Source organism: Gemmatimonadota bacterium (assembly GCA_016714015.1).
In the GTDB taxonomy this organism is placed as follows: Bacteria; Gemmatimonadota; Gemmatimonadetes; order Gemmatimonadales; family Gemmatimonadaceae; genus Pseudogemmatithrix.
Genome location: JADJNZ010000010.1, coordinates 1 through 22,207, shown reverse-complemented (window position 1 = coordinate 22,207; position 22,207 = coordinate 1). Strand labels below are relative to the sequence as shown.

The 22,207-nt window shown below is 67.2% G+C and carries 24 protein-coding genes and 1 tRNA gene; 12 read left to right on the top strand and 13 right to left on the bottom strand.

All coding sequences use genetic code 11. The annotated features are described in order from the left end of the window. Positions 1-20 precede the first annotated feature (20 nt). Positions 21-305 (bottom strand): rhodanese-like domain-containing protein, encoded by a 285-nt coding sequence (locus IPJ78_17470; protein MBK7908332.1) that lies wholly within the window; start codon positions 303-305, stop codon positions 21-23. A 257-nt stretch (positions 306-562) separates the two neighbouring features. Here IPJ78_17470 and IPJ78_17465 point away from each other — a divergent pair, with 257 nt between their 5' ends. After that, positions 563-1,045 (top strand): hypothetical protein, encoded by a 483-nt coding sequence (locus IPJ78_17465; GenBank protein MBK7908331.1) that lies wholly within the window; start codon positions 563-565, stop codon positions 1,043-1,045. Between the two features lie 5 nt (positions 1,046-1,050). Here the strand turns inward: IPJ78_17465 and argG are convergent, their stop codons facing one another. Next, the gene (gene argG, locus IPJ78_17460; GenBank protein MBK7908330.1) at positions 1,051-2,385 is read right to left on the bottom strand and encodes an argininosuccinate synthase; all 1,335 of its coding nucleotides are present in this window, start codon (positions 2,383-2,385) and stop codon (positions 1,051-1,053) included. A gap of 76 nt (positions 2,386-2,461) precedes the next feature. Between argG and IPJ78_17455 the strand changes: the two genes are divergently transcribed. Further along, the gene (locus tag IPJ78_17455) at positions 2,462-3,007 is read left to right on the top strand and encodes an arsenate reductase ArsC (GenBank protein MBK7908329.1); all 546 of its coding nucleotides are present in this window, start codon (positions 2,462-2,464) and stop codon (positions 3,005-3,007) included. A gap of 43 nt (positions 3,008-3,050) precedes the next feature. Then, on the top strand, positions 3,051-3,686 hold the full coding sequence (locus IPJ78_17450; GenBank protein ID MBK7908328.1) for an NADPH-dependent F420 reductase: 636 nt from the start codon (positions 3,051-3,053) through the stop codon (positions 3,684-3,686). Between the two features lie 6 nt (positions 3,687-3,692). Here the strand turns inward: IPJ78_17450 and IPJ78_17445 are convergent, their stop codons facing one another. Then, on the bottom strand, positions 3,693-5,000 hold the full coding sequence (locus IPJ78_17445) for an APC family permease (protein ID MBK7908327.1): 1,308 nt from the start codon (positions 4,998-5,000) through the stop codon (positions 3,693-3,695). Positions 5,001-5,042: 42 nt separating this feature from the next. Between IPJ78_17445 and IPJ78_17440 the strand changes: the two genes are divergently transcribed. The 3 genes from IPJ78_17440 to IPJ78_17430 are packed head-to-tail and all read left to right on the top strand — an operon-like array spanning position 5,043 to position 6,945. Beyond that, the gene (locus IPJ78_17440; protein ID MBK7908326.1) at positions 5,043-5,900 is read left to right on the top strand and encodes a sterol desaturase family protein; all 858 of its coding nucleotides are present in this window, start codon (positions 5,043-5,045) and stop codon (positions 5,898-5,900) included. A 21-nt stretch (positions 5,901-5,921) separates the two neighbouring features. Continuing rightward, entirely contained in the window at positions 5,922-6,398 is a 477-nt protein-coding gene (locus IPJ78_17435) for a cupin domain-containing protein (protein ID MBK7908325.1), read from the top strand. Between the two features lie 7 nt (positions 6,399-6,405). Continuing rightward, complete coding sequence (locus IPJ78_17430; GenBank protein MBK7908324.1) at positions 6,406-6,945, top strand: DUF2878 domain-containing protein; 540 nt, start codon at positions 6,406-6,408, stop codon at positions 6,943-6,945. Here the strand turns inward: IPJ78_17430 and IPJ78_17425 are convergent. Then, on the bottom strand, positions 6,915-7,334 hold the full coding sequence (locus IPJ78_17425; protein MBK7908323.1) for an SET domain-containing protein-lysine N-methyltransferase: 420 nt from the start codon (positions 7,332-7,334) through the stop codon (positions 6,915-6,917). The two genes, IPJ78_17430 and IPJ78_17425, sit on opposite strands and share 31 nt — an antisense overlap. A 67-nt stretch (positions 7,335-7,401) precedes the next feature. Here IPJ78_17425 and IPJ78_17420 point away from each other — a divergent pair, with 67 nt between their 5' ends. Then, positions 7,402-8,115 (top strand): hypothetical protein, encoded by a 714-nt coding sequence (locus IPJ78_17420; GenBank protein MBK7908322.1) that lies wholly within the window; start codon positions 7,402-7,404, stop codon positions 8,113-8,115. Between the two features lie 48 nt (positions 8,116-8,163). After that, positions 8,164-9,645, top strand: coding sequence for an aminotransferase class V-fold PLP-dependent enzyme (locus IPJ78_17415; protein MBK7908321.1), 1,482 nt, complete (start codon positions 8,164-8,166; stop codon positions 9,643-9,645). A 12-nt stretch (positions 9,646-9,657) separates the two neighbouring features. Here IPJ78_17415 and IPJ78_17410 read toward each other — a convergent pair whose 3' ends face one another. The 4 genes from IPJ78_17410 to IPJ78_17395 all read right to left on the bottom strand — a co-directional run bounded on the left by IPJ78_17410 (position 9,658) and on the right by IPJ78_17395 (position 13,565). After that, positions 9,658-10,230 carry an MFS transporter gene (locus tag IPJ78_17410; protein MBK7908320.1) on the bottom strand — a complete coding sequence of 191 codons (573 nt, stop codon included), beginning with the start codon at positions 10,228-10,230 and terminating at the stop codon, positions 9,658-9,660. Positions 10,231-10,324: 94 nt separating this feature from the next. Beyond that, the gene (locus IPJ78_17405; protein MBK7908319.1) at positions 10,325-12,154 is read right to left on the bottom strand and encodes an NAD(P)/FAD-dependent oxidoreductase; all 1,830 of its coding nucleotides are present in this window, start codon (positions 12,152-12,154) and stop codon (positions 10,325-10,327) included. A 105-nt stretch (positions 12,155-12,259) separates the two neighbouring features. Continuing rightward, positions 12,260-12,613, bottom strand: coding sequence for a bacillithiol system redox-active protein YtxJ (ytxJ, locus tag IPJ78_17400; protein MBK7908318.1), 354 nt, complete (start codon positions 12,611-12,613; stop codon positions 12,260-12,262). A gap of 94 nt (positions 12,614-12,707) precedes the next feature. Next, complete coding sequence (locus tag IPJ78_17395) at positions 12,708-13,565, bottom strand: metallophosphoesterase (GenBank protein MBK7908317.1); 858 nt, start codon at positions 13,563-13,565, stop codon at positions 12,708-12,710. On the opposite strand from IPJ78_17395, the gene IPJ78_17390 reads away from it, so the two are divergent. Further along, the gene (locus IPJ78_17390; GenBank protein ID MBK7908316.1) at positions 13,564-14,298 is read left to right on the top strand and encodes a hypothetical protein; all 735 of its coding nucleotides are present in this window, start codon (positions 13,564-13,566) and stop codon (positions 14,296-14,298) included. The two genes, IPJ78_17395 and IPJ78_17390, sit on opposite strands and share 2 nt — an antisense overlap. 173 nt (positions 14,299-14,471) lie before the next feature. Here IPJ78_17390 and IPJ78_17385 read toward each other — a convergent pair. The 5 genes from IPJ78_17385 to IPJ78_17365 form a co-directional block, all read right to left on the bottom strand. After that, a tRNA-Pro gene (locus tag IPJ78_17385) sits at positions 14,472-14,545 on the bottom strand. A gap of 703 nt (positions 14,546-15,248) precedes the next feature. Beyond that, complete coding sequence (locus IPJ78_17380; protein ID MBK7908315.1) at positions 15,249-15,587, bottom strand: type II toxin-antitoxin system PemK/MazF family toxin; 339 nt, start codon at positions 15,585-15,587, stop codon at positions 15,249-15,251. A 30-nt stretch (positions 15,588-15,617) separates the two neighbouring features. Further along, on the bottom strand, positions 15,618-15,905 hold the full coding sequence (locus IPJ78_17375) for a hypothetical protein (GenBank protein MBK7908314.1): 288 nt from the start codon (positions 15,903-15,905) through the stop codon (positions 15,618-15,620). A gap of 54 nt (positions 15,906-15,959) precedes the next feature. After that, on the bottom strand, positions 15,960-16,778 hold the full coding sequence (locus tag IPJ78_17370; GenBank protein ID MBK7908313.1) for a hypothetical protein: 819 nt from the start codon (positions 16,776-16,778) through the stop codon (positions 15,960-15,962). Between the two features lie 357 nt (positions 16,779-17,135). After that, the gene (locus IPJ78_17365) at positions 17,136-17,597 is read right to left on the bottom strand and encodes a hypothetical protein (protein ID MBK7908312.1); all 462 of its coding nucleotides are present in this window, start codon (positions 17,595-17,597) and stop codon (positions 17,136-17,138) included. A 606-nt stretch (positions 17,598-18,203) separates the two neighbouring features. Here IPJ78_17365 and IPJ78_17360 point away from each other — a divergent pair. From IPJ78_17360 to IPJ78_17350, 3 genes are all read left to right on the top strand, one after another. Continuing rightward, positions 18,204-19,139: a DUF1738 domain-containing protein gene (locus IPJ78_17360; GenBank protein MBK7908311.1), complete on the top strand. Its 936-nt coding sequence runs from the start codon at positions 18,204-18,206 to the stop codon at positions 19,137-19,139. 629 nt (positions 19,140-19,768) lie between these two features. Next, positions 19,769-20,905, top strand: coding sequence for a site-specific integrase (locus IPJ78_17355; protein MBK7908310.1), 1,137 nt, complete (start codon positions 19,769-19,771; stop codon positions 20,903-20,905). 170 nt (positions 20,906-21,075) lie between these two features. Beyond that, positions 21,076-22,207 (top strand): class I SAM-dependent DNA methyltransferase (locus IPJ78_17350; protein ID MBK7908309.1); only part of this gene is annotated, 1,132 nt, incomplete at its 3' end.

Sequence of the window (22,207 nt, the reverse complement as noted above, 5' to 3'; positions counted from 1 at the left end):
TGCGCGCACTCCGTGACGGCTCAGGCCGCCTCGAACTCCGCCTTGGCCTGGGAGATCCCGCCGCCGTCCGTGACCCGGGCGTACCCGGCGCGGCCGAGGAGGGCGGCCGCTTGGGCCGACCGCATGCCGCTCGCGCAATAGACGAGGATCCTGCTCTTGGTGGTGAGCCCGTCGACGTCCTCGAGGCCGTTCGGGAGCGCATCGAGCGGCACATTCACGGCCCCGGGCAGGTGGCCGAGCCAGAACTCGAGCTTCGAGCGGACATCGATGACGTGATCGACGGGGAGATTCCGGAAACGGGCCATTGAGGCTCCAGGGCGAGGACATGGGCGCACGGACCGTCGGAACGGTCGATAACTATACGGGAATATAGACGCTCGCCGATCGACCCGCAACCACCGCGGCACGAGCGCCCCGGAACGCGCGAACGGGGTATGAGACTCGGGGGCATTTCGTCATCGTCCCCCGCCCTCGACGGTGACCCGCCTCGCGAACGGGGCGTCATCTCACGAGGACTCCCGGCCGAGTGGCCGGGCGACTTTCCACATCCCGGAGATTCCCGATGATCCGTCGTTTCGCGCTCGCCCTCGGCCTCGCGACCGTGCTCGCCGCTCCCGCTGCCGCGCAGATCCCCGTGCTCGACATCCGTGTCGGGGCGCAGGCCGTCATGCCCACCGGCGACCTCGCCGACCTCTACAAGGGTGGCTACGGGGCGTACGGCCGCGTCGGCATCCCGCTCGGCATGATCAAGCTCATGGGCACCCTGACCTACACGATGCTGCCGGGCAAGACGGTCGACATCCTCGGCACGCCGGTCGGTCTCGATGACGAGTCGGTGCTCGGCATCGCGGTCGGTCCGCACCTCTCGCTGCCGCTCGTGGACGCCGGGCTCGAGTTCGGCTACTTCAGCAACTTCGAGAAGATGGGCATCGTGCCGAGCGTCTCGATCGGGCTCGGCAAGCTCGACATCATGGGCTCGTACACGATCGTGAACTCCGACCCCAAGGCCAACTGGTTCGGCCTCGGGATCGGGCTCCGCTTCTAGTCGGTTCAGTCGCTCGCGGCCGGGAGCTGCGGCACGGACGTCTCCGACGCCTGCCGCAGCAGCCCGGTGCGCGTGTACTCGACCAGCTTGTCGCGCGTGTCCATGATGTCGAGGTTCCGCATCGTGAGCTGCCCGATCCGGTCGAGCGGCGTGAAGAACGCCTCGCCCCGCTCCATCGTCAGCCGCTCCGGCTTGTAGGTCAGGTTGCGGCTCGTCGTGTCCATGATGGAGTAGTCGTTGCCGCGCCGGAGCTCGAGGGTGACCTCGCCCGTGACCGCGCGCGCGACCCACCGCTGCGCGCTCTCGCGCAGCATGAGCGCCTGGCTGTCGAGCCAGCGCCCCTGATACAGCAGCCGCCCGAGCTTCCGGCCGTTGAGCCGGTACTGCTCGATGGTGTCCTCGTTATGGATGCCGGTGACGAGCCGCTCGTAGGCGATGAACAGCAGCGCCATCCCCGGCGCCTCGTAGATCCCGCGGCTCTTCGCCTCGATGATGCGGTTCTCGATCTGGTCGGTCATCCCGAGCCCGTGCCGCCCGCCGATCACGTTCGCCTCGAGGAACAGCTCGAGGGCGCTCGCGAAGGTCCGGCCGTTGAGCGCGACGGGCACGCCTTCCTCGAAGCGGATGCTGACGGTCTCCCGCTTGATGGCCACCTCGTCCTTCCAGAAGGCCACGCCCATGATGGGCTGGACGATGTGCATCCCCTTGTCGAGGAACTCCAGGTCCTTCGCCTCGTGCGTCGCGCCGAGGAGGTTGGAGTCGGTCGAGTAGGCCTTCTCGGTGCTCATCTTGTACGCGAAGCCGTTGGCGATGAGGTACTCGCTCATCTCCTTGCGGCCGCCGAGCTCGTCGATGAAGCGCTGGTCGAGCCAGGGCTTGTAGACCTTCAGGTTGGGGTTGGTGAGCAACCCGTAGCGGTAGAACCGCTCGATGTCGTTCCCCTTGAAGGTCGAGCCGTCGCCCCAGATGTGGACGTCGTCCTCGCGCATGGCGGCGACGAGCATCGTCCCGGTCACGGCGCGGCCGAGCGGCGTGGTGTTGAAGTAGGTCTGGCCGCCGGTGGAGATGTGGAAGGCGCCGCTCTGGATCGCCGCGATCCCCTCGGCGACGAGCTGGTGCCGGCAATCGATCAGGCGGGCCTTCTCGGCGCCGTAGCCCATCGCCTTGCGCGGGATCTCCTCGTAGTCGGACTCGTCCGGCTGTCCGAGGTTCGCGGTGTACGCGTAGGGGACCGCCCCGTTGGCGCGCATCCAGTGGAGCGCGGCGCTGGTGTCGAGCCCGCCCGAGAAGGCGATGCCGACGTTCTGTCCTTCGGGAAGGCGCTGCAGGATGGTGGCCACTCTGTCTCTCCGACGCGGGCGGTTTGGTCGCGGCGAAAGCTAGTCGGTCCGGGCGCACTCCCATAGTTTCCGGCGCATGTCCGACGCCCGCCCGCCCTTCCGCATCCTGGTGCTCTGCACCGGCAACTCCGCGCGCAGCCAGATCGCCGAGGCGATCATCGCGACGCGCGGCCTGAAGCGCCCGCTGGGCCAGGTCGTCGCCGAGAGCGCCGGATCCAAGCCCGCGGCCAAGGTCAACGAGTATGCGATCGTCGCGCTGCAGAACCACGGCATCGAATGGCGGGGCCGCACCCCGAAGTCCATCGACTCGCTCGCCGGGCAGCAGTTCGACCTGGTGATCACGGTCTGCGACCACGCGCGCGACGCCTGCCCCTTCTTCGCCGGCGCGAAGGCGCAGGTGCACTGGGGCCTCACCGACCCGGCGGAGCATATCTCCCCGGCGACGGCACGCGCGGCCTTCGCGCAGACCTACGAGGCGCTGTTCCAGCGCGTCAATCGCCTCCTGCGGCTCCCGTTGGAGGAGATGGATGCGGTGAAGCTGACCGTCGAGGCGCAGGCGATCCATGACACCCTGACGGCACCGGCGCGCCGCTCGTCGGCGCGGCTGCGGCGGCCGTCGTGAGCACGTCCTCGCCGCTGTCCCCCTCACGCGTCTCGGAGTGACCATGCGCATCGCCTTCCTCGGCTACGGCAACGTCGGCGGCCCGCTCGCCGACCAGTGGCAGCGGCTCGGACATGACGTCACCCTCGCGACGGCGAACCCCGACTCGGAGACGGCGCGCGCCCTGGTCGCGCGCAATCCGGGGCTGCGCATCGCCGCGCCGGCCGATGCGATCGGGTCGGCCGACGTGGTGGTGGTCGCCATCCCGTTCAAGGCGCTCGAATCGACGCTCGCGCCGCTCCGTGACGCGCTCGCGGGGAAGACGCTCATCGACTGCGTGAATCCGGTGGGTCCAGGCCTCACGCACGGCCTCGAGAGCAAGCGCTCGGGAAGCGAGACCATCCAGGCCCTGCTCCCGGCGACGCGCGTGGTGAAGGCGTTCAGCATCTACGGCTACGAGAACTTCGAGGACAACCGATTCCCCGCGGCCAACGTCAGGCCGGCGATGCTCTTCTGCGGCGACGACGCCGACGCGAAGGCGACGGTCGGCGGCCTCATCGCCGCGCTCGGATGGGAGCCCGTGGATGTGGGCGGGCTCGTACAGGCGCTGCACCTGGAGCACATGACGCTGCTGTGGGTGCGGATGGTGCGCGCCGGGAAGCAGTCGCCACACCTCACCTGGGCGCGCCTCGCGCGCTGACGGCGATCAGCGCGCGCTGACCCGGCGCACGACGAAGTACCACGGCACCCCGAACAGCATCGCGCCGATCGCCGCCCCGGCGGAGGCCTTGCCGTATTCGCCATCGAGGAACGAGATGGCGATCACGGTGCAGAACACCACGAACGGGATGAAGGCCAGCACCGCCACGCCCACGGTGCCGAGGGGGATGCGGAAGGGGCCGCGCAGCGCGGGCTCCTTCGCGCGGAACCAGACGAGCGCGGCGAACTCGAGCATGAGCGCCGCCGCGTAGAAGATCGCGTCGGCGACGATGAGGTTCCCGAAGGGCAGCAACGCGAACACGGAGTAGATCGAGGCCCCGAGCAGCACGGCGACCCAGGGCGTGCCGCGGTCGTCGGTGCGACCGAAGACCTTGGGGAGCAGGCCGTCGAGCGACATCGCGAGCGGGATGCGCGTGTAGACGAGGAGCAGCGCATTGAACAGCGCGAGCGCACTCGCCATGCCCGCGAGGGCGAGCATCGGGGCGAGGATGACGCCCATCGAGCCCGTCGCGGCCTCGGCGATCGCCGGCCAACCGCCCTCCTGCCAGGTGGTCCAGTCGGTGGCACCGAGCGCCGGGAGCAGCGGGATGAAGTAGCCGAGCGCGACGACCGGCAACGCGAAGGCGAGCGCGCGCGGGTAGGTGCGACTCGCGTCCACGACCTCCTCGCCGACGGTGGAGGCGTTGTCCCAGCCGAAGTAGTTCCAGAGCGCGGTGCTCAGGCCCACGACGAGCCCGGTGCTGATCCCCTGCGACGGCTTGGAGAACGGCGCCCAAGGCGCATGGGTGATGTTGGGGATCGCGAAGAGCGCGACGAGCGCGAAGGTGCCGAGCACGAACGTGCCGATGGCGACCGAGACGCGGCCGACGGGGAGCGCCCCGCGGAGGTTGATCCCCGTCGCGCCCCAGATCACGGCGAGCGCCACGATCCAGCGGGTCCCCTGCGACATCTCCGGGACGAAGTACGCGAGATACTGGTTGAACAGGGCGGGATAGATCGCCATGTCCACGAGCGAGTAGAGCCAGGTGTACCAGCCGTTCTGGAAGGCCCAGAAATCGCCGAAGGCCCGGCGCACCCAGCGGTAGTAGCCGCCTTCCTGCGGGAGCATGCTCGCGAGTTCCCCGATGATGAGGATCTCGGGGAGCGACCAGACGAGCGGGATCACGAGCAGGATCGCGAGCGCGAGCCCCGGGCCCGTGCCGGCGACGAGTCCCTCGAGGGTGAACGCGCCCCCGGAGACGTTGAAGAAGATGATGAAGACGAGCGAGAGCGTCGTGAGCGAGCGCCGGAGCATTGGCGCATATTCTAGTCCGTCGCCTCCCTCCCGTCAGGCCCCATGCCGATCGATCTCCAGAACGCCCAGCTTCTCGCCGTCACGGTCATCTTCGCGCTCTTCGCCGTGGCGGAGCTCGCGCTGGGGCATTTCTTCCCGCACGCCGCCTCGGCCGAGGACAATCGGCTGGACGTCGCCGTTGGCGTCACGTTCCCCGTCATCTCCGGGGCGGTGTTCGCCGGCTCCAAGGCGCTCTGCGCCGTGCTGATGCCCGAGATGCGCGACGCCTGGGCGGACTGGCCGTGGTGGCAGATGGTCCTCGTGCTCCTCGTCGCCGACGACCTGACGCAGTACTGGTGGCATCGGCTCTCGCATACGTCGGTGATGTGGCCGCTGCACCGGGCGCATCACTCGGCGGCGTACATGAGCGTGCGCGTGGTCTATCGCAACAACGCGTTCTACTACGCGCTCATGCCCGGCCTCTGGTTCAGCGGCGCCCTGCTCTACCTCGGCTTCGGCTGGGTCTTCGTCGGCTACAGCGTCGTGAAGCTCGCGGTGATCATCGGCGCGCACTCGGCGGTGCGCTGGGACCAGTGGCTCTACCGGTACCGTCCGCTGCGGCCGCTGGCGTGGGTGCTGGAGCGGACCATCAGCACGCCGGCCACGCACTTCGCGCACCACGCGCTCACGCAGGACGACGGCATCGGGCACTACATGGGGAACTACGGCAACCTGCTGTTCCTCTGGGACGTGCTCTTCGGCACGGCGCGCATCACGCGGCAGTACCCGCCGGCCTACGGATTGAACGACGACCGGCGCCATGGCCCGGAGCGCTGGTATCACCAGATGTTCTTCCCGCTCTTCCGGTCCCGCCGCGCCGAGACGGTGCTCGGGCACGAGAAGCACCTGCCGATCGATTGAGGGACATGTGAGGGACACCTGATGGACGCCACCGACCTCATCGCGAGGCTGGGACTCACGCCGCACCCGGAGGGCGGGCACTATCGCGAGGTGTTCCGCAGCACCCTCGCCGTGCACCCCGCCGACGGACGCGCGGCGCGCGCCGCGCTGACCGCGATCCACTTCCTCCTCGCGGCGGGAGAGCAGTCGCGCTGGCATCGCGTGCGCTCGGACGAGGTCTGGCATTTCTCATCAGGCGCGCCGATGGAGCTGCTGCTGCTCACCCCCGACCTCGGCGAAGCGGTGACGATCACCCTCGGGCGGCTGGAGGAGGGGCACGTGCCCTTCCACACGGTGCCGGCGGAGTGGTGGCAGGCCGCGCGCCCCGTGGGGGCGTTCTCGCTCTGCAGCTGCATGGTGGGCCCGGGGTTCGACTTCGCCGACTTCACGTTCATGGACGGCGCGGAGGATCAGGCGCTCGTCCGTGCGCGTTTCCCGGCGCTGGCCGCGCTCATCTGAGCCGCGGGTGAACGCCTACTCGCGCGGTCTCAACTACGCGCTCTACCAGGTCGGATGGTTCGCCTGCATCCTCGGCGCGGCGTGGGGCTGGCCGTGGATGGGGGCGGCGATCGCGACGGCACTCATCGCGGTGCACGTGCTGCTCGCGCCGGAGCGGGCGACGGAACTGCGGCTGATCGGCGTCGCCCTCGCATTCGGCCTGGTCGTCGAGGGCTACCAGGCGCAACGCGGGACCTACGCGGCGTTCACGTCGGGGAGCGTGGTGGCGTGGATGTCGCCGCCCTGGCTGCTGCTCATGTGGGCGCAGTTCGCGACGACGTTCCGGTGGAGCCTGCGCGGGATCATGCTGCGGCCGGTGCGTGCGGCGCTGTTCGGCGCGGCCGGCGGGCCCATCGCGTTCTGGGCCGGTGAGCGACTCGGCGCCGTGACGCTGGCGGCGCCGCTCTGGGCCGCCTACCTGCGGCTCGGGCTCACGTGGGGGATCGCCCTCTGGGCCTGCGCGGAGATCGCGCGGCGTCAGTCGTCGCCGTCGACCAGCGTCCCGTAGTCCACGAACAGCTCCTCGCCCACGGCGATGTCGCGGAGCGCCTCGAACCAGGCGCCGTCGTCGATCGAGCGGACGTTCGGCTGCTCGGCGTGGTTCAGGAAGTGGACGAGGTCCATCTTCTTGAAGCCGTCCTCGGGGAGATGGTAGTGCGTCTCGTCGTAGAGGCAGTAGGTCTCGACGAGGTGGCGCGCGTGGTCGGGGAGGGCGTCGATCTCGGCGCGCGGCACGGCGATGAAGCCCTCGGTGCCGCCGCGCGGCGGCGAGAAGATCTCGCGGCAACCCTTGGGGATGGGGCGGACGGCGAAGACGCCGATACCGGCGACGGTCGAGGGGCGGATCGCGACGTAGGTCTTGTGGCGGAGCTCGTCGAGCAGTCTCGAATGCGGCATGATGCGGGAAAGTTAGCGAGGTCTGGGTGGCTGGCACATCGCGTGACCGGACCACATCTTCGAGCGTATGCGACCCTTCCTTCTCTCCGTTGCCTTGGTCGCCTGCGCATCACAGGCGCACGGCCAAGGGTTCATCGCGTCGGTCGACGACCTGACGATGCTCTCGCGACGGCCGGCGATCGTGCTACTCGCCACCGGCGACTCACTCATCGGCCGGTTCGAGGGCGCCGGACTCACCGACGGCTACATGGGGACCGTCGTGTTCCGCACGGACAGCGGCAAGGTGCTCCGGATCAAGCCGGAGGAGATCGCGCGCCTCTCGATCCGTCCGTCGACGCTCGCCCGGCTCGAGATGACCGCCAATTCCGCGAACTCCATCCGTGAGATCGCCGGGGCGGATTTCGAGGAGATCGCGAAGCGCGAGTTCATCATCTTCGAGCCCGCCCGCCGCACCAACCGCGCCGGGACGATTCGTCTCATGCAGCTCCTCAACCCGGGGTTCGATGGGCGCATCAAGGTCTTCGCCGACCCCAATGCCAGGAAGACGTTGGGCCTCTCGCTCGGCGGGGTGCGGCTGGCCGGCGGCGAGGACAAGTCGTTCCTCTTCGTGCTCCCCGACGATCGGACGGTGCTCGTGAAGAAGTCGAGCTACGCCGACAACTTCACCGAGCTGTACGGCAGTTGCCCAACGATGGTGGAGGGATTCTCCGGCGCGCGGATGCGATGGGACGACGTGGCGGCGCACGTCTTCGTGTTCGACCGGCGCTGCGGCACGCCCTAGCGCACCGCGGCCCTTTTCCGCGTGCCCGAACGGGCGCAGGTTTCGGGGATGGCAGACCACGAACGGCACTTCGCCCCCTTCCGCGCCCGGACCATCGGGCACGACCTCACGTTCCACACACCCTACGGCGAGCAACGGCTGGTCTACGCCGACTGGACGGCGAGCGGCCGCCTCTACCGGCCGATCGAGGCGACGCTCGCCGAGCGCTTCGGGCCGTACGTGGGGAACACGCACAGCGAGTCGTCGGTGACGGGGTCGACGATGACGATCGCGTACCACGAGGCGCACGCGCGGATCCGGCGGCACGTGAACGCGGGTCCGGACGACGTCGTGCTCACGCCGGGCGCGGGGATGACGGCGGCGGTGAACAAGTTGCAGCGCATCCTCGGGCTCAAGGCGCCGGAGGGACTGCGCCGGCATCTGGTGATGCCGGCCACCGAGCGGCCCGTGGTCTTCGTCACGCACCTCGAGCATCACTCCAACCACACGAGCTGGTACGAGACGATCGCCGACGTGGTGGTGGTGCCCCCCGACGCGCAGGGGGTCGTGAGCCTCGCGGCGCTCGAGGAGCAGCTGCACGCGCATCGCGACCGGCCGTTCAAGATCGGTGCGTTCAGCGCGTGCTCCAACGTCACGGGCGTGTTCACGCCGTATCACGAGATGGCGCGACTGGTGCGCCGCGCGGGCGGGATCAGCATCATCGACTTCGCGGCCTCGGCCCCGTACGTGGCGATCGACATGCATCCGGCCGGCGATCCCGAGGCGGCGCTCGACGCGGTGCTCTTCTCGCCGCACAAGTTCCTCGGCGGCCCCGGCGCGTCCGGCGTGCTCGTGTTCAATCGCGCGCTCTACCACAACTCGGCGCCGGACGAGGCGGGCGGCGGGACGGTGGCGTGGACCAATCCCTGGGGGCAGTACGCGTTCCTCGAGGACATCGAGGCACGCGAGGATGCGGGGACGCCGGGTTTCCTGCAGGCGATCAAGGCGGCGCTGGCGATCTCGCTCAAGGATGCGATGACGGTGGAGGCGATGCGCGCGCGGGAGGAGGAACTGGTACCGCTCGCGATGGACCGCCTGAACGCGATCGCCGGGGTGCACCTGCTCGCGCCCGCGGTGCGGCACCGGTTGGCGATGCTCTCGTTCTGGGTGGAAGGGCTGCATTACAACCTCGTCGTGCGGCTGCTCAACGACCGGTTCGGCGTGCAGGCGCGCGGCGGCTGTTCCTGCGCGGGGACGTACGGGCACTACCTGCTGCACGTGGACCCGTCGCGGTCGAAGGCGATCACCGACCGGATCGACCGCGGCGACCTCTCGGAGAAGCCGGGGTGGGTGCGGCTCTCGTTCCATCCCACGACGACGCAGGCGGAGCTGCTGCACGCGCTCGATGCGGTGGAGCAGGTCGTGCGGCATGGCGCGACGTGGGCCGAGGACTACGTGTACTCGCCGACGAGCAACGAGTACGCGCACCGTGCGGGGGATGCAGCGCTCGGTGCGCGGGTGGCGGAGTGGTATGCGGGGGCGCTGGGGTGACGCGCGGCCGCGTCAGGCCGGCACGCGCTCATCGAGCCACGTGACCCGCGCCTGCACGAGCGTCGCGAGGAGGTTCAGCACGCCCATGGTGACGAAGAGCGCCTGGAACGAGACGAAGTTGGCGATGAGCCCGCCGACGGCGATCGCGACGCCGGAAATGAACTGCGTGTGCCCGCTGGCGATGCCCCAGAAGAAGGTGTCGTCGGTGCTGTCGCTGTCGCGGAGCTGCGAGGCGTAGTAGGCGTCCCACGAGGGCGTCGAGACCGCCTCGGCGATGCCGAGTCCCACTTGCACGAGCAGCAGCTCGGTGGTGTTCGAGACGAGCAGGTACGCGAAGGTGAAGAGCGTGTTGAGCGCGTACCCGATGGTGATCATGCGGAACTTCCACCGCGTGCCGTTCAGGAGTCGGCCGACGACGGGATACGCGATCCCGCTGACGATGAGGTAGGTGGCCCAGGCGGCGGTGATGTCGAGCAGGTCGCCGCCGACCTGTTCGCTGAAGACGGCGAAGAGAGGCCCGAGCAGGCCTTCGCTGAAGTACCAGAGACTCGACGACAGGAGCAGGAGCGGGATGCGGCGCGGCATGGTGGGGCCTCCATCCATTGGACGCCGGGCCCGGCCGATCGTTCGCCGCCTCCCCCGCGGCTCCGGCGGATCCCCAACGGCCGATAGCGGCGCCTCAGTCGCCGAGCGTCTCCGCCACGGCGCGCGCCGCCTGCGTGATCGCCGTATTCGTGTCGGCGCTCGCGTCCGAGTCGGCATTCGCGATCGCGATGCGTCCGAACCTCCGGCGCCCGATCACCCACGGCTGGTCCGCCGGCGTGGCATACGTCGGCTCCCACAGGAGGTGCGGCGAGTAGGCGTAGCCATGCGGCCACCGGTTGACCGTGATGGCCCTGATGTCGCGGCCCGCGTCGAAGCCGGCGCCGCCCAGGGCCGCATCGAGCTGGTCGCGGACGTGCCCCTCGAACTGCGCGAACGACGTGGTCATCAGTCGGCGGCGACCCTCCCGCCATTGTTCCGGGCCCTTGGTCACGCCGTCATGGTGCACATGGCACATGTGCAGCACCATCGGCTCGTCCGGCGTCTGCGAGCGCTTGTAGTCACCGATCGACACCGGGTAGTCGAGCTCCACCTGCTTGAAGAAGTCCTTCGTGTAGTAGACGAAGTCGGTGCCGAGTTGCGCGAAGGCCCGCCAGTGGGGAATGAGCACCTTGGTGTAGGTGAGCGGGACCTTCACGCCGTAGCTGAGGCCCTTCTGCTGCGCCGCCGGCAGATCGGGCACGAGGTACGGGATGGCCATGTTGTAGCAGGCCATGATCACGTTGGCGCCGCGCACGGTGTGCGCGGTGCTGCCGTTCACGTAGGTCACGTCGACCGCCCGGTCACCGCCGGTGTGCGCGACGTGCACCGCCGTGCTGTTGAGCCGGATGCGCACGGCCGAGCCGCGACGGTCGAGCGCGCCGTAGTCGGCGCGAGCGGTCACCACATCCTCCATGGTCGTGCCGGGGATGGCGGCCGGGAGGAGTTTCCGGACGAGCAGGCGTGCGACCGAGGCGTTGCCGTCCGGGAAATGGAAGATGTACGGCTCGTCGCCGCGCGAGCCGAAGCGTGGCATCGTGTGATCGAGGCCGGGCATCCCGCCGTCGTAATCGAGCACGGCACTGGCCGGGATCTCGTCGATCCCCACGCACCAGAAGCTGATCCCCCACTTCCGATAGAGCTCGAGGAGCTGCGGGTCCACCTGGCAGGTGTCGCGCAACCACGCTTCGTAGCTCGTCCGGTGCAGCACCTCGTACTTCGCTTCGCGGGAGAGCCCCGGGAGGTAGTCGCGCGTCTCGGTCTGCACGCGGATGAGGTCGCGTCGCGCCCGTTCGTTGAGCGGCGCCTCGGCGGCGAACGCCTCCCACGACTTCTGGCCGTACCCCGTCACGAGCTTCCGCACGCCGAAGTTGTCCTGGTCGAACACGATCGACTTCGCGAGCCCGAGCCTGGCGTAGAGCGTCTGGTCGAACGCCTCGTAGAACTTCGCCGTGTCGATCCCGATGTCCTTGAGGAGCTGCTTGGCCACGTCCGAGTACGCCGACGGCGTGTCGATGGACTCGGTGCCACCGTACCCGATGCGCGTGGTGCCGTCGATGGAGAACTCGTTGCGCTTGGCGTGGCCGCCGAAGTCGTCGTGGTTGTCGAGGATGAGGATCCGCGCGTTCGGCCTTCGCTCGCGGTAGAGGTGGGCCGCGGCGAGTCCGCTGATGCCGGCACCGACGACGACGAGGTCGTACCGCTCCTCGGGAGGCCCGGCGCGCCAGGTGCGTCCGGCGACGCGGGCATGCATCGTCTCCCACGCGCCGTCATGCGTGCCGCGGAGCCCGGTCCTGGCCGGCGGATAGTAGTCCGCACCGGAGTCCCATCCCTGGGCCAGCAGATCGGCCCAGGGCGCGAGCAACGAGGCGCCGAGGGCGACGCTGGCCCCGTTCAGGAAGTCCCTTCTCGTGACGCCGTCGGACATGGACCTTCCTCCAGCAGCGGGATCGGCAGCGCGGGCCTCGGCTCGGCCAGCGGTCCACGGACGATAGCGCCGTTCCCGCGGCGGAGCGAGCGCCGATCCGCCCGCTCACATCCGCGCGCCGACCTGCTCGCCCGCCCCGTCCAACGCCGCCCGCACCCGATCGGCCGACACGGCACGGTGCGATGCGTGCCAGACGACCTTGCCGTCCTCGATGATGAGGATCTGCGGCGACTCATGGCGCACGCCGAAGTGCGCCGCGAGGTCCTGCGAGAGCGGCCGTTGCGCGCGCACGTCCACGCGGTAGAGCGTGATGTCCTCGTACCGCTCCGTCAGCCGGGCCATCTGGAGGGCCGCCCACTGCGAGAGATCGCAGGTGAGGCTGTCCTTGAAGACGATGGTGCGTCCGGGGCGCCGGGCGAGTTCGTCGGCGTTCTCGACGGCGAGCGGGAGGATGGGCATGGGAGGATCGGTGCGGCGGGAGATGTCGGAGACGTCCGGGTGACCAACACGGCGCGGGGCGCACGGGTTCCGATGCGCCCCGCGCCGGAGGTCCCTACCCCCGCCGCAGCGTGAGCACCGCGATCTCCGGGCGCACGTTGAACCGGGCCTTGATGAGATGTCCCACCCCGCGGCTGATGTACAGCGCACGGGCCGGATCGCCGCTGACGGGGATCGCGCCCGAGACGTAGTCCTTGTTCTGCACGGGCAGGAGCGGCGGCGGCAGGAAGGGCGCCTTGCACTGCCCGCCGTGCGTGTGGCCGGCGAGCATCCACCCCGTGTAGCCGGGCCATCGCTGCTGGTCGGCAGCGTCGGGGTTGTGGACGAGGACGAGGGCGGCATCGCTGGTGCGGGCGTGGAGCGCCCGCGCCGGATCGCCGCGGCGCGCCCAGAGATCGTCGACGCCGATGATGTCGAGGCCGGCGACGGACTGCGTCTCGTTGCGCAGCATGCGGACGCCGGCGCGCTCGGCCTCACTCACCACGCGCGCGGCGACCTCGGGTTGCCGCCACGCGACACCGTAGTCGTGGTTCCCGAGGATCCCGACGGTGGCGAGGCGACCGCGGGGGAGGTGCGAGAGGACCTCGCGGAGCTGCACGAACTGCGATTCGCCGCGCTCGGGGCGATGGCTGACGAAGTCGCCGGTGATGGCCACGATGTCGGGCGCGAGCGCGCGGAGGCGGTCGAACGACGCGATGAGGTAGGCGTCGTCGACCTGCGGACCGATGTGCAGGTCGCTCAGGTGCGCGAGGCGGGCGCCGTCGAGCGCGGCCGGGAGGTTCGCGACGGGCAGGTCGCGGGTGGTGATCTCCAGCCAGTGGGGCTCGACGCCCAATGTATATCCCACGGTCCCCGCGCCCGCGGACGCGGCGGTGGCGAGGGCGGAGAGCTGGAGGAAGCGGCGGCGGTCCATGGGAGACAATCTGGCGCATCGCGGACGCGCGCCAGAGGGGGGCTCGTCTCGACTCGGCGTCGGTCGAGCCTACGCGGTCACGCTTCTCGCAGTCGCGGTCGCGCTTGTCGCAGCCGCGGTCACGCTTGCCGCAGTCGCGGTCACGCTTGTCGCAGCCGCGGTCACGCTCGTCGCAGCCGCGGTCACGCTTGTCGCAGCCGCGGTCACGCTCGTCGCAGCCGCGGTCACGCTTGTCGCAGCCGCGGTCACGCTTGTCGCAGCCGCGGTCACGCTTGTCGCAGCCGCGGTCACGCCTGTCGCAGCCGCGGTCACGCTTGTCGCAGCCGCGGTCACGCTTGTCGCAGCCGCGGTCACGCTTGTCGCAGCCGCGGTCACGCTTGTCGCAGCCGCGGTCACGCTTGTCGCAGCCGCGGTCACGCTTGTCGCAGCCGCGGTCACGCTTGTCGCAGCCGCGGTCACGCTTGTCGCAGCCGCGGTCACGCTTGTCGCAGCCGCGGTCACGCTTGTCGCAGCCGCGGTCACGCTTGTCGCAGCCGCGGTCACGCTTGTCGCAGCCGCGGTCACGCTTGTCGCAGCCGCGGTCACGCTTGTCGCAGCCGCGGTCACGCTTGTCGCAGCCGCGGTCACGCGTCTCGCACCGGCGGATCCTCTTCGTGGAATGGTCGGCACGGTGGTGCAGGGAGCGGTCCGCCGAGGCACATGGATGACCGCACTCCACGCGAACGCCGGCTGATGCGCTCGATCATCGCGGACGCGACGAGGCGCTCGATCAGCTGGCCGAGCGTGCGCATCCGCGGGAAGCACCATCGGGGGATGGCCCACGAACCGGAGGATCCGGAGCTCGGTACCGCACGCGAACAACGCGGCCCACGAGCGCGTCTCGCTCGTGGGCCGCATTGGCACTCATCGGGACGGCGGGATTCGAACCCGCGACCCCCTGAACCCCATTCAGGTGCGCTACCGGGCTGCGCTACGTCCCGTCCGTTGTACTGCACGGACAGACGAAGAAGGTAGTCGATCGCCCGCCGAAATGCCAAGCCCCCTATCTCCTAGTCGGACAACGTCTTGTGCGGGCGGAGAGGTCAGCGTCCAGGTGCCCGGAACATGGGACGGGTCTTCCCGATCCATTCCCAACGAGGCCCGCAATCTCCGCTGGTACCCGTCGGTTTCTCGCAGTTCGCACACGACTCGCACACAGAGCTGCTGGTCTACTACGGGATTCTGATCCGTTGAGAAGATCCAACTGGGGCTGCGATTCCACGAGCTACAAGTCTGCTCCACACCTTGAGCGCAGCAGGTGTGATCAACTCGGAGCGGAGCCACCACTCTCTCGAGTCGTTGCATGAGCTGTAAAGCGGTCTTCCGACAAAACGACGAATCACGATCAGGCAAGCTTCCGGAACCCCGAATCCGCGTGCCCACGGCTCCGCAAACATCGTTTGCGAGAGAGCTCGAGTCGTGTCGAGGACTTCGAAGCAAATGTCCAGTGCTCGCGCCTCCGACATGCCGGGCTCGACGAACTTTGCGGATAGGAGGTACGTACCGGCTGCGGGGTTCGAGGTGTCGAACGTCGACCCGTCATCGCGTTCGATGAGCACGTCGATGCGACGACGCATCCCACGCGCCTCAGCGTAGGTCGTGGTTTGCCACGCCAATGCAGTGGACACAGCGGGCCAGCGGCTCCTACTCGGGGGGATCGAACCCGAGCGCACCTAACACCGCATCCTCAAGCTGACGCAGCTCGGCCTCATCCAGCACCCCAACCGGGCGGGCGTCGATCAGGCTCGGGTTCACTGCCTGTAGCTGGAACGCGATGAATACAGACGGCTGCGTGAGGCCGTTGGTCGCCGACGGGTCCACGCGAACTGTGTGAGGAAACCTCGTCGCCGCGAGCTTCGTCGTTCCAGGCACGACGAGCGCCACCGGAACCGACAGGAGCGTCTCATTCGCGCTGACGACGACTGCCGGCCGTCGTCCGCTCTGCACGCTTCCGCGTTCAGCGCTCGGCGGCGGGAAATTCACCCAAACAACATCGCCGCGTCGCAGAGCCAATCACCCTTCGAGCGAGCGTTCGAAGGCAAAGAAAGAAGCAGTCGCACTCTCGCTCATCGCCTCGATGTCGCGCCGCGCCGCTTGAATCTGCTCATCCGTGAACTCTCCGGCGCCACGAGTCAGTGACTCCGACATCTCGACGCAGATGGCGTACCGCGCCCGTGCCTCGCTGCCAGCAGGGATGAAGAGGTTCGACTGCGTCGCCGACACACCCGGAATGGAAAGCAGGCACGTCAGGGCAGACGCGCTTAGGGTGCGCGTCGTGGGGGACAAGGTGAGATTCGCCATGTCTAGACTCGACTGCGAGAGGGGGTCTAACGTTTCTAGCATCATGTGGCTCATCTATCGGGCAACGTCAGAGAGAAAAGCGATCACCTGCCGTGTCAGGTACCCATACGTCTCATCGACGTACTCACTCGGTTGCCGCGACTTCCTGTTGACTTCAAGCATCTGCCGCCCCCCAAGACTGGCCCGGGCAGGTTCAGGCAGCTCCGCCACAGGGATCTGAACCCCGTGCCATTTGGCGGTGAGGTTCACTACGAGGATTCGCTGGTCCTGAGGCACGGTCTCAAGAACGAGATCCAGCTGCGCATTCGCCATTGGCACAGGCGAGTTCGGGTCACCGGCGAGAATCATTCCCGATCCAAACTTGAACGCGAACTCTGACACGTCGCGTCCGAGGTGGTTTCGGAGGGAGTCGCTGTTGCGCAGCAGCTTCTCGCGGAGGAAGCCGCGGGCACCACCAGCGGTATCAAACGACAGCGTGCTCATGATGGAAACCTCGACCATCTGCGCCGTGCCGTGTCGCGCTCCCCAGACCTTCTCGAAGGCACCGTAGCAAGAATCGGCCAAGTCATTGAACAACTTGACCGGCTTCCCTGAACCCGCTTCGGCCACCAAGAAGCGGAAGGGCAGTCCTCCTGCCGCCGGCGGCTGCAGGGGAACGTTCATCGCACCAACCCGCACCTCGAGCAGGTACTCGGGAGCCTTGCGATGGAGCATTACGAGCTCCTGCGGCAACTGCTGAAGCTCGGGCAGCTCGACCCCGCTCCCGGTGACGTCGTCGTAGAACGCGAGATTGTCCCTGCGCTCGAGCCGCACGGCGCTTGGGAAGACGTACGCGATTGCTGTTCGGCGGACTTGAAGCGACTCAGAGTTCATGGCTTGTGAAGATTATCACAAAGGACCGATCGCGGGCCAGTCAAGGTTACTACCCGCAGAGCTACCTAATGACGAGCGAAGGTGTCACCGGGCGACGCGGGCCGCTAGGGGCAATCAGCTCGCGCTCTCACATGATCCCATAAGTCGTTTCAAATAAACCACTTAACAGACTACGCACCGCTCGTCCAGTACCGGTGACCCCGGATCCCGGAGCCGCCAACGGGAAGACGAATGCTCGGGGACGGCCGGGTTCGCACCGCCCCCGACATCGTCAGGCCCGAGTCCCTCGACCGGTTCCGCGTGCGGGCTTCAGGCGCAGAACACGGCCGGGTGTCGGGTGCGCCTTGAGACCGCAAGTCATGAACGCGGATGAGCGGCGTGCGCCTCCGTAAGCTCCGAAGCCTCTGGCGGCAACCTCTCGCTCACGTCCCAGGACACCAGCCGAGTGCTCCCATAGCCTTTGCTGACGTAGTGCGCGGCGCCCTTACCCGGATCGTACCGCTGCGCGTCACTATGCCCATGTGACCACGCGCCCCGGAGCGCCGTGACGGACAGGGCCTCGACGCCAGCAACGAGTGCGTGGTGATGCACCATCCCCGACGTTGACCGCTCCGTGAAGACTGCGAAGTTCACCGGTCGTCCCGTGAGCTTTTCTACCTTGCGCGCCCAAGACTTGAACGCCCTCTCCCCATCGCTCGGGAAGCGGTATGTGAATGTCACGAAGTACTGCCATTCGTAGCCGTCGAACCAGCGCGCCAACTCATCCCGTTGGCGTTCCTCTCCCAGCACCGGGTACTTGTTCGCAGTCGCACGTTCCATCGCTATTGCCCTCCTCGTCGGCCGTTGTGTGTTCGGAGGAGACTATCAGCCGCCTGCAGGGGGCGGAGAGAACTCCAGCGGGTTCTGCCGATCCCTAAGGCCAGCTGACCTACGGGCAAACCCGTGATACAAGGCCGCTAGGAGCCATTTCCCGATTCCTCCTCGATGTGCCTGCACTAAGGAGTCGTCGCGAGCAGCTCTCAAACGCAAAGTCGGCCTGAATTCGTGACGCTTAGGGACCCAGGGTGACGCCGAGGGAACGCTCCCATTTGTCGCGATACCCAAACCAATGGCTTGCGTCTGCCGAGTCCCCCCTGAGGCCAATCCGCCGACGTGAGCGCGATTCCTGCCCGTTGGATCCCCCTCGTCCCCAGACGGATCACAGGAGGGGCACGATTTCATCCCCTCCACTCTCTCGGAGATCCCTCCCCTGCGCCTAACGCTCTCGAGCTCCGTTTTCGGACGGGGCTACCCATCCTGACGGCTTCCGGACGAATGAGTTCTCTCGGAAGCCCCCCTACCCCGCCTCACCAAGAAGGCGGGTCCCTGCGGCCCCCAGCGATTGCTGGGGGCCGTTTTCGTTTCCACCCATCGCTGGAGGGCACCATGCCCAGGAAGACAGATGGACCCCGGTATCTGGAGATCACGGACCGCATCCTCGAATCCCTCAACAACGGCGTCGTGCCGTGGGAGCGTCCATGGATCTCAGGAGCACCAAGGAATGCAGAATCGGGAAGGAGGTACCGTGGCATCAATCGTGTGCTGCTCGAACTCACGGCGCTCCAGCGGGGATACGAATCATCCGGCTGGCTGACATTCAACGCCGCTCGGCGGCTCGGAGGGCACGTCCGCAGAGGCGAGACTGGCACGCTCATCATCTACTTCGAGCGAAGGCCGAAGCGAGGGACCGAGGCAGCGAGCTGGGATCAGGAAGTCGACCACGAGTACGTGTACCTCGCTCGGCACCACTTCCTCTTCGCGTTGGACCAGATTGAAGGCCTCGGCGCCCTGCGAGCATCGCTCGCGGGGCTCTTTTCTGCCCAGCCGCCACTCGAGCGAGCCGAGGAGGTGCTGACCCGTTCCGGTGCCCACATCGTCTACGCGGGCGACCGCGCCTGCTACGCCCCGGAGGAGGACACGGTCTACCTGCCGCCCCGTGCCAAGTTCAGGGACGCCGAGGGCTTCTACGCCACGGCCATGCACGAGCTGGCGCACTGGACCGGCCACCAGTCGCGTCTCAACCGGTCCTTCGACGGCCGGTTCGGGGAGCCGCAGTACGCTGCCGAGGAACTGATCGCCGAACTGGCCTCGGCATTCCTCTGCTCGGAGCTGGGCTTGAATACCATCGGGTCCTCAGCTAGCTATCTAGAGGGCTGGCTCCGCCTCTTGGAGGGCGACTGCCGAGCGATCTACGTCGCTGCCCGCGAAGGTCAATTGGCTGCAGACTATCTGCTTGGTGAGTGGGTCCCCGACGTTGTGCCTGCGACCGAACTTGGAGTCGAGGACGCAGCCCGACATCCCGAGCTTGTCAGCCTTGCCTGAGTTGTTCTGCCTGCACGCCCGCCCGGCTACTCCAGCCTGAGCCGCGGGCGCTTCTGCCTGAAGGCACTCCACAACACCTGAGCCATTCCCGCCGCGCACCTCTGGTTGCGCGTGGCTGGTGGCGTCCAGGCGTTACGGGCGGACCAGAACACTCATGCGCCGAGGTGCGGCACGACCGCCCTTGTCCATCCGGCGCACCACTTCGTCACGAGGTAGCGCAAGTATGCTGACACGGTTCCTTCCTCCAACGCTCGGCCCTCCGTAACCGGCTGAGCAGTGGATTCCACGCTCGAGCGACTCCTCACTGCGAAGGAGGTCGCTCAGATACTGCGCATCAACGGCAAGAAGGTCTACGCACTTCCGATTGCCAAAGTCAGGATCAGCAAGAATCGGATTCGCTGGCGGCTCGCGGATGTCCAAGCATTCATCGCCAGTAGCACGATCCAGCCTGACACCTCGTCGCCTCCGCATGTGCGACTGCCCGCAGCTCATCCTGCGCGGGCCCGTAGCGCCTCCCGTGTGCAAACACGCTTCGGCGTAGCGGTCAAGTAGCCCAAACAACCCAAAACCCTTTCGGGGGCTCACGGGCGGCTGCTCGTGAGCCCTCGAGCATCCGATTGGAGTCCAGAATGCCACGCAACGAAGGCCAGATCATCAAGAAGGGGCCCGGGAAGTACCAGATTCGGATTGCGCTCCGCGGCAAGCAGTTCGCACGTCGTACATACGCCATCACTCTCAACTGCACGGCAGCACACGCCCGGAAGGAAATGCGGAGGCTACTTGTCGAGCGGGATCGCGGCACGCTTCTCAGCCCCGTGTCCCTCACCGTGAGCGAGTGGCTCGACGAGTGGCTCACGGGAGTCGTTGCAGCCACCGTGAGGCAGCGCACGCTTGATACCTATCGCGATCTTGCCAAGCGCTACATCTACCCGTTCTTCGCCGAACACGCGGTCCAAGACATCTCTCGCGCCGATGTCGAGCGCTGGGTGACGCACCTGCGCGAGCGGAAGCTCAGCGCCGGTACCATTCGGCACGTCTTCTCGGTGCTGAATGGGGCCATGGCGTCCCTCGTCACGAACGAACGTCTGGCCGCCAATCCGTGCACTGGCGTGAAGAAGCCGAAGGTTCGTCGGCCCAACATCACACCCCTGACCGTCGACCAGGCGAAGGTGCTTCTGGCCGCGCTCCCCGCTGAACCTCTCGGCGCGCTCTGGGGGCTCCTTCTGACGGCCGCGCTGCGCCCCTCTGAAGCGCTCGCGCTGACTTGGGATGACGTTGCAGACGGGAAGGTCCATGTGCGTCGCTCGCTTACGTGGGGTTCCACCGGCCCCATCATCGACAAGCCGAAGACCGAGCAGGGCTACCGGTCCATTCCGATTGACCCATTTGTCCGGAGGCTGCTGCAGGCGCACTGGCAGCGATCGCCATTCAAGGAGCCTCCGCACCTCGTGTTCTGCAACGCGAGTGGTGGCCCTCTCAACCAGAAGGTCTTGAGCCGTCGTCGGTTTCCGAGGATGCTCAAACGGCTTGGGCTGCCTGAGATCCGGCTGTACGACCTCCGGCATACCGGCACCACCCTGCTCTTGCTCTCCGGCGCGACGGTGACGGCGCTCAAGGAGCGGCTGGGTCACAAAGACGCAGCGTACCTGATCGACACGTACACGCACGTGCTCCCGAATCAGCAGGAGGCCACGACAGGAGCGCTGTCTCACTTGCTCGGCACGGTTCAGCCTGCGACGACGGCTCCGGCGAGTCCCGCTGAGTGAGTGATGCCGGTGTCGCACGAACCCGAGTCGGCCGATGGAATGCCGACACCGATATCCGCGCTCGAAGGCGAACACGCCGGAAACGAGGCGCTACGACCCACCGGTCGCCCTTCTGCGGTGTGCGGACGGACCTTAACTTCCCCCTCAACCTCCAAGAGACACCCATTCGCATGAATGCCGTCGAGATTGAAGAAGCGCTTTCCGACCTCGCGCTGCAGCCCTTCGACTCACAGGAGTTCCCCTTCGCCTTCCTCTCCGCGTTTGGGAACAAGGAGACCACGCTTAGGCGACTGCGACAGGGAGACACGAACGCGTCTGACGTTCCCCGGGCAGTCCTCCAGCGAAACCACATTCACATCGGCGTAGCCGATGCGGGAATGGTCGGTGATACTCTCACCGCTCTCCGGAATAGTCACCGCACGGCCCAAGCCAAGGCCAAGTTCATTGTCGCCACAGACGGCGCCACGTTCGAGGCGGAAGAGCTGTCCGGCGGCGAGGTGCTTGCCTGTGAGTATTCGAGCTTCCCAGATCACTTCGGCTTCTTTCTGCCGCTCGCGGGGATCTCTACAGTAACGGAGATCAAAGACAACCCGATCGACGTTCGAGCCACAGGTCGGTTGAACAAACTCTACATAGAGTTGCTCCGTGAGAACCCGGACTGGGCGCATCCGGATCGGCGCGCGGACATGAATCACTTCATGGCTCGCCTCATCTTCTGCTTCTTCGCCGAAGACACTGACATCTTTGCAGGCGACGGCCTCTTTACGCGCACGATTGACCAGCTGAGCGAGCGCGATGGCTCAAATGTTCACGACGTGCTTTCCGTCCTTTTTAGGGCGATGAACCTCAGAAGCGACGATCGGAAGGCTGCCGGGCTTCCACGCTGGGCCGAGGCTTTTCCTTACGTGAACGGTGGCCTGTTTGGAAACGGCATTGAGGTCCCGCGCTTTACGCGCTCCGCGCGCTCATACCTCTTCCAGGCGGGACAGCTCAACTGGCGGTCAATCAATCCGGACATCTTCGGTTCAATGATCCAAGCTGTGGCCGACGACGAAGAGCGCGGTGCGCTTGGCATGCACTACACGAGCGTCCCGAACATCTTGAAGGTCTTGAACCCGCTATTTCTTGACGATCTGCGAGCCCAGCTCGAGACCGCTGGCGAGAACAAGGTGAAGTTACTGAACCTTCGGAAGCGCCTTGCCCGGGTGCGAGTTTTCGACCCTGCGTGTGGAAGCGGCAATTTTCTGGTGATCGCGTACAAACAAATGCGTCAACTGGAAGCAGAGCTCAACGCACGCCGCG

Coding starts and splice junctions, on each gene's coding strand:
- IPJ78_17445 (MBK7908327.1), bottom strand. CDS start 5,000: ATGCTCCGGCGCTCGCTCACGACGCTCTCGCTCGTCTTCATCATCTTC.
- IPJ78_17465 (MBK7908331.1), top strand. CDS start 563: ATGATCCGTCGTTTCGCGCTCGCCCTCGGCCTCGCGACCGTGCTCGCC.
- ytxJ (MBK7908318.1), bottom strand. CDS start 12,613: ATGCCCATCCTCCCGCTCGCCGTCGAGAACGCCGACGAACTCGCCCGG.
- IPJ78_17370 (MBK7908313.1), bottom strand. CDS start 16,778: ATGAACTCTGAGTCGCTTCAAGTCCGCCGAACAGCAATCGCGTACGTC.
- IPJ78_17355 (MBK7908310.1), top strand. CDS start 19,769: ATGCCACGCAACGAAGGCCAGATCATCAAGAAGGGGCCCGGGAAGTAC.
- IPJ78_17440 (MBK7908326.1), top strand. CDS start 5,043: ATGCCGATCGATCTCCAGAACGCCCAGCTTCTCGCCGTCACGGTCATC.
- IPJ78_17415 (MBK7908321.1), top strand. CDS start 8,164: ATGGCAGACCACGAACGGCACTTCGCCCCCTTCCGCGCCCGGACCATC.
- IPJ78_17375 (MBK7908314.1), bottom strand. CDS start 15,905: ATGGCGAATCTCACCTTGTCCCCCACGACGCGCACCCTAAGCGCGTCT.
- IPJ78_17410 (MBK7908320.1), bottom strand. CDS start 10,230: ATGCCGCGCCGCATCCCGCTCCTGCTCCTGTCGTCGAGTCTCTGGTAC.
- IPJ78_17390 (MBK7908316.1), top strand. CDS start 13,564: ATGGGAGACAATCTGGCGCATCGCGGACGCGCGCCAGAGGGGGGCTCG.
- IPJ78_17365 (MBK7908312.1), bottom strand. CDS start 17,597: ATGGAACGTGCGACTGCGAACAAGTACCCGGTGCTGGGAGAGGAACGC.
- IPJ78_17435 (MBK7908325.1), top strand. CDS start 5,922: ATGGACGCCACCGACCTCATCGCGAGGCTGGGACTCACGCCGCACCCG.
- IPJ78_17425 (MBK7908323.1), bottom strand. CDS start 7,334: ATGCCGCATTCGAGACTGCTCGACGAGCTCCGCCACAAGACCTACGTC.
- IPJ78_17395 (MBK7908317.1), bottom strand. CDS start 13,565: ATGGACCGCCGCCGCTTCCTCCAGCTCTCCGCCCTCGCCACCGCCGCG.
- IPJ78_17470 (MBK7908332.1), bottom strand. CDS start 305: ATGGCCCGTTTCCGGAATCTCCCCGTCGATCACGTCATCGATGTCCGC.
- IPJ78_17360 (MBK7908311.1), top strand. CDS start 18,204: ATGCCCAGGAAGACAGATGGACCCCGGTATCTGGAGATCACGGACCGC.
- IPJ78_17450 (MBK7908328.1), top strand. CDS start 3,051: ATGCGCATCGCCTTCCTCGGCTACGGCAACGTCGGCGGCCCGCTCGCC.
- IPJ78_17420 (MBK7908322.1), top strand. CDS start 7,402: ATGCGACCCTTCCTTCTCTCCGTTGCCTTGGTCGCCTGCGCATCACAG.
- IPJ78_17455 (MBK7908329.1), top strand. CDS start 2,462: ATGTCCGACGCCCGCCCGCCCTTCCGCATCCTGGTGCTCTGCACCGGC.
- IPJ78_17405 (MBK7908319.1), bottom strand. CDS start 12,154: ATGTCCGACGGCGTCACGAGAAGGGACTTCCTGAACGGGGCCAGCGTC.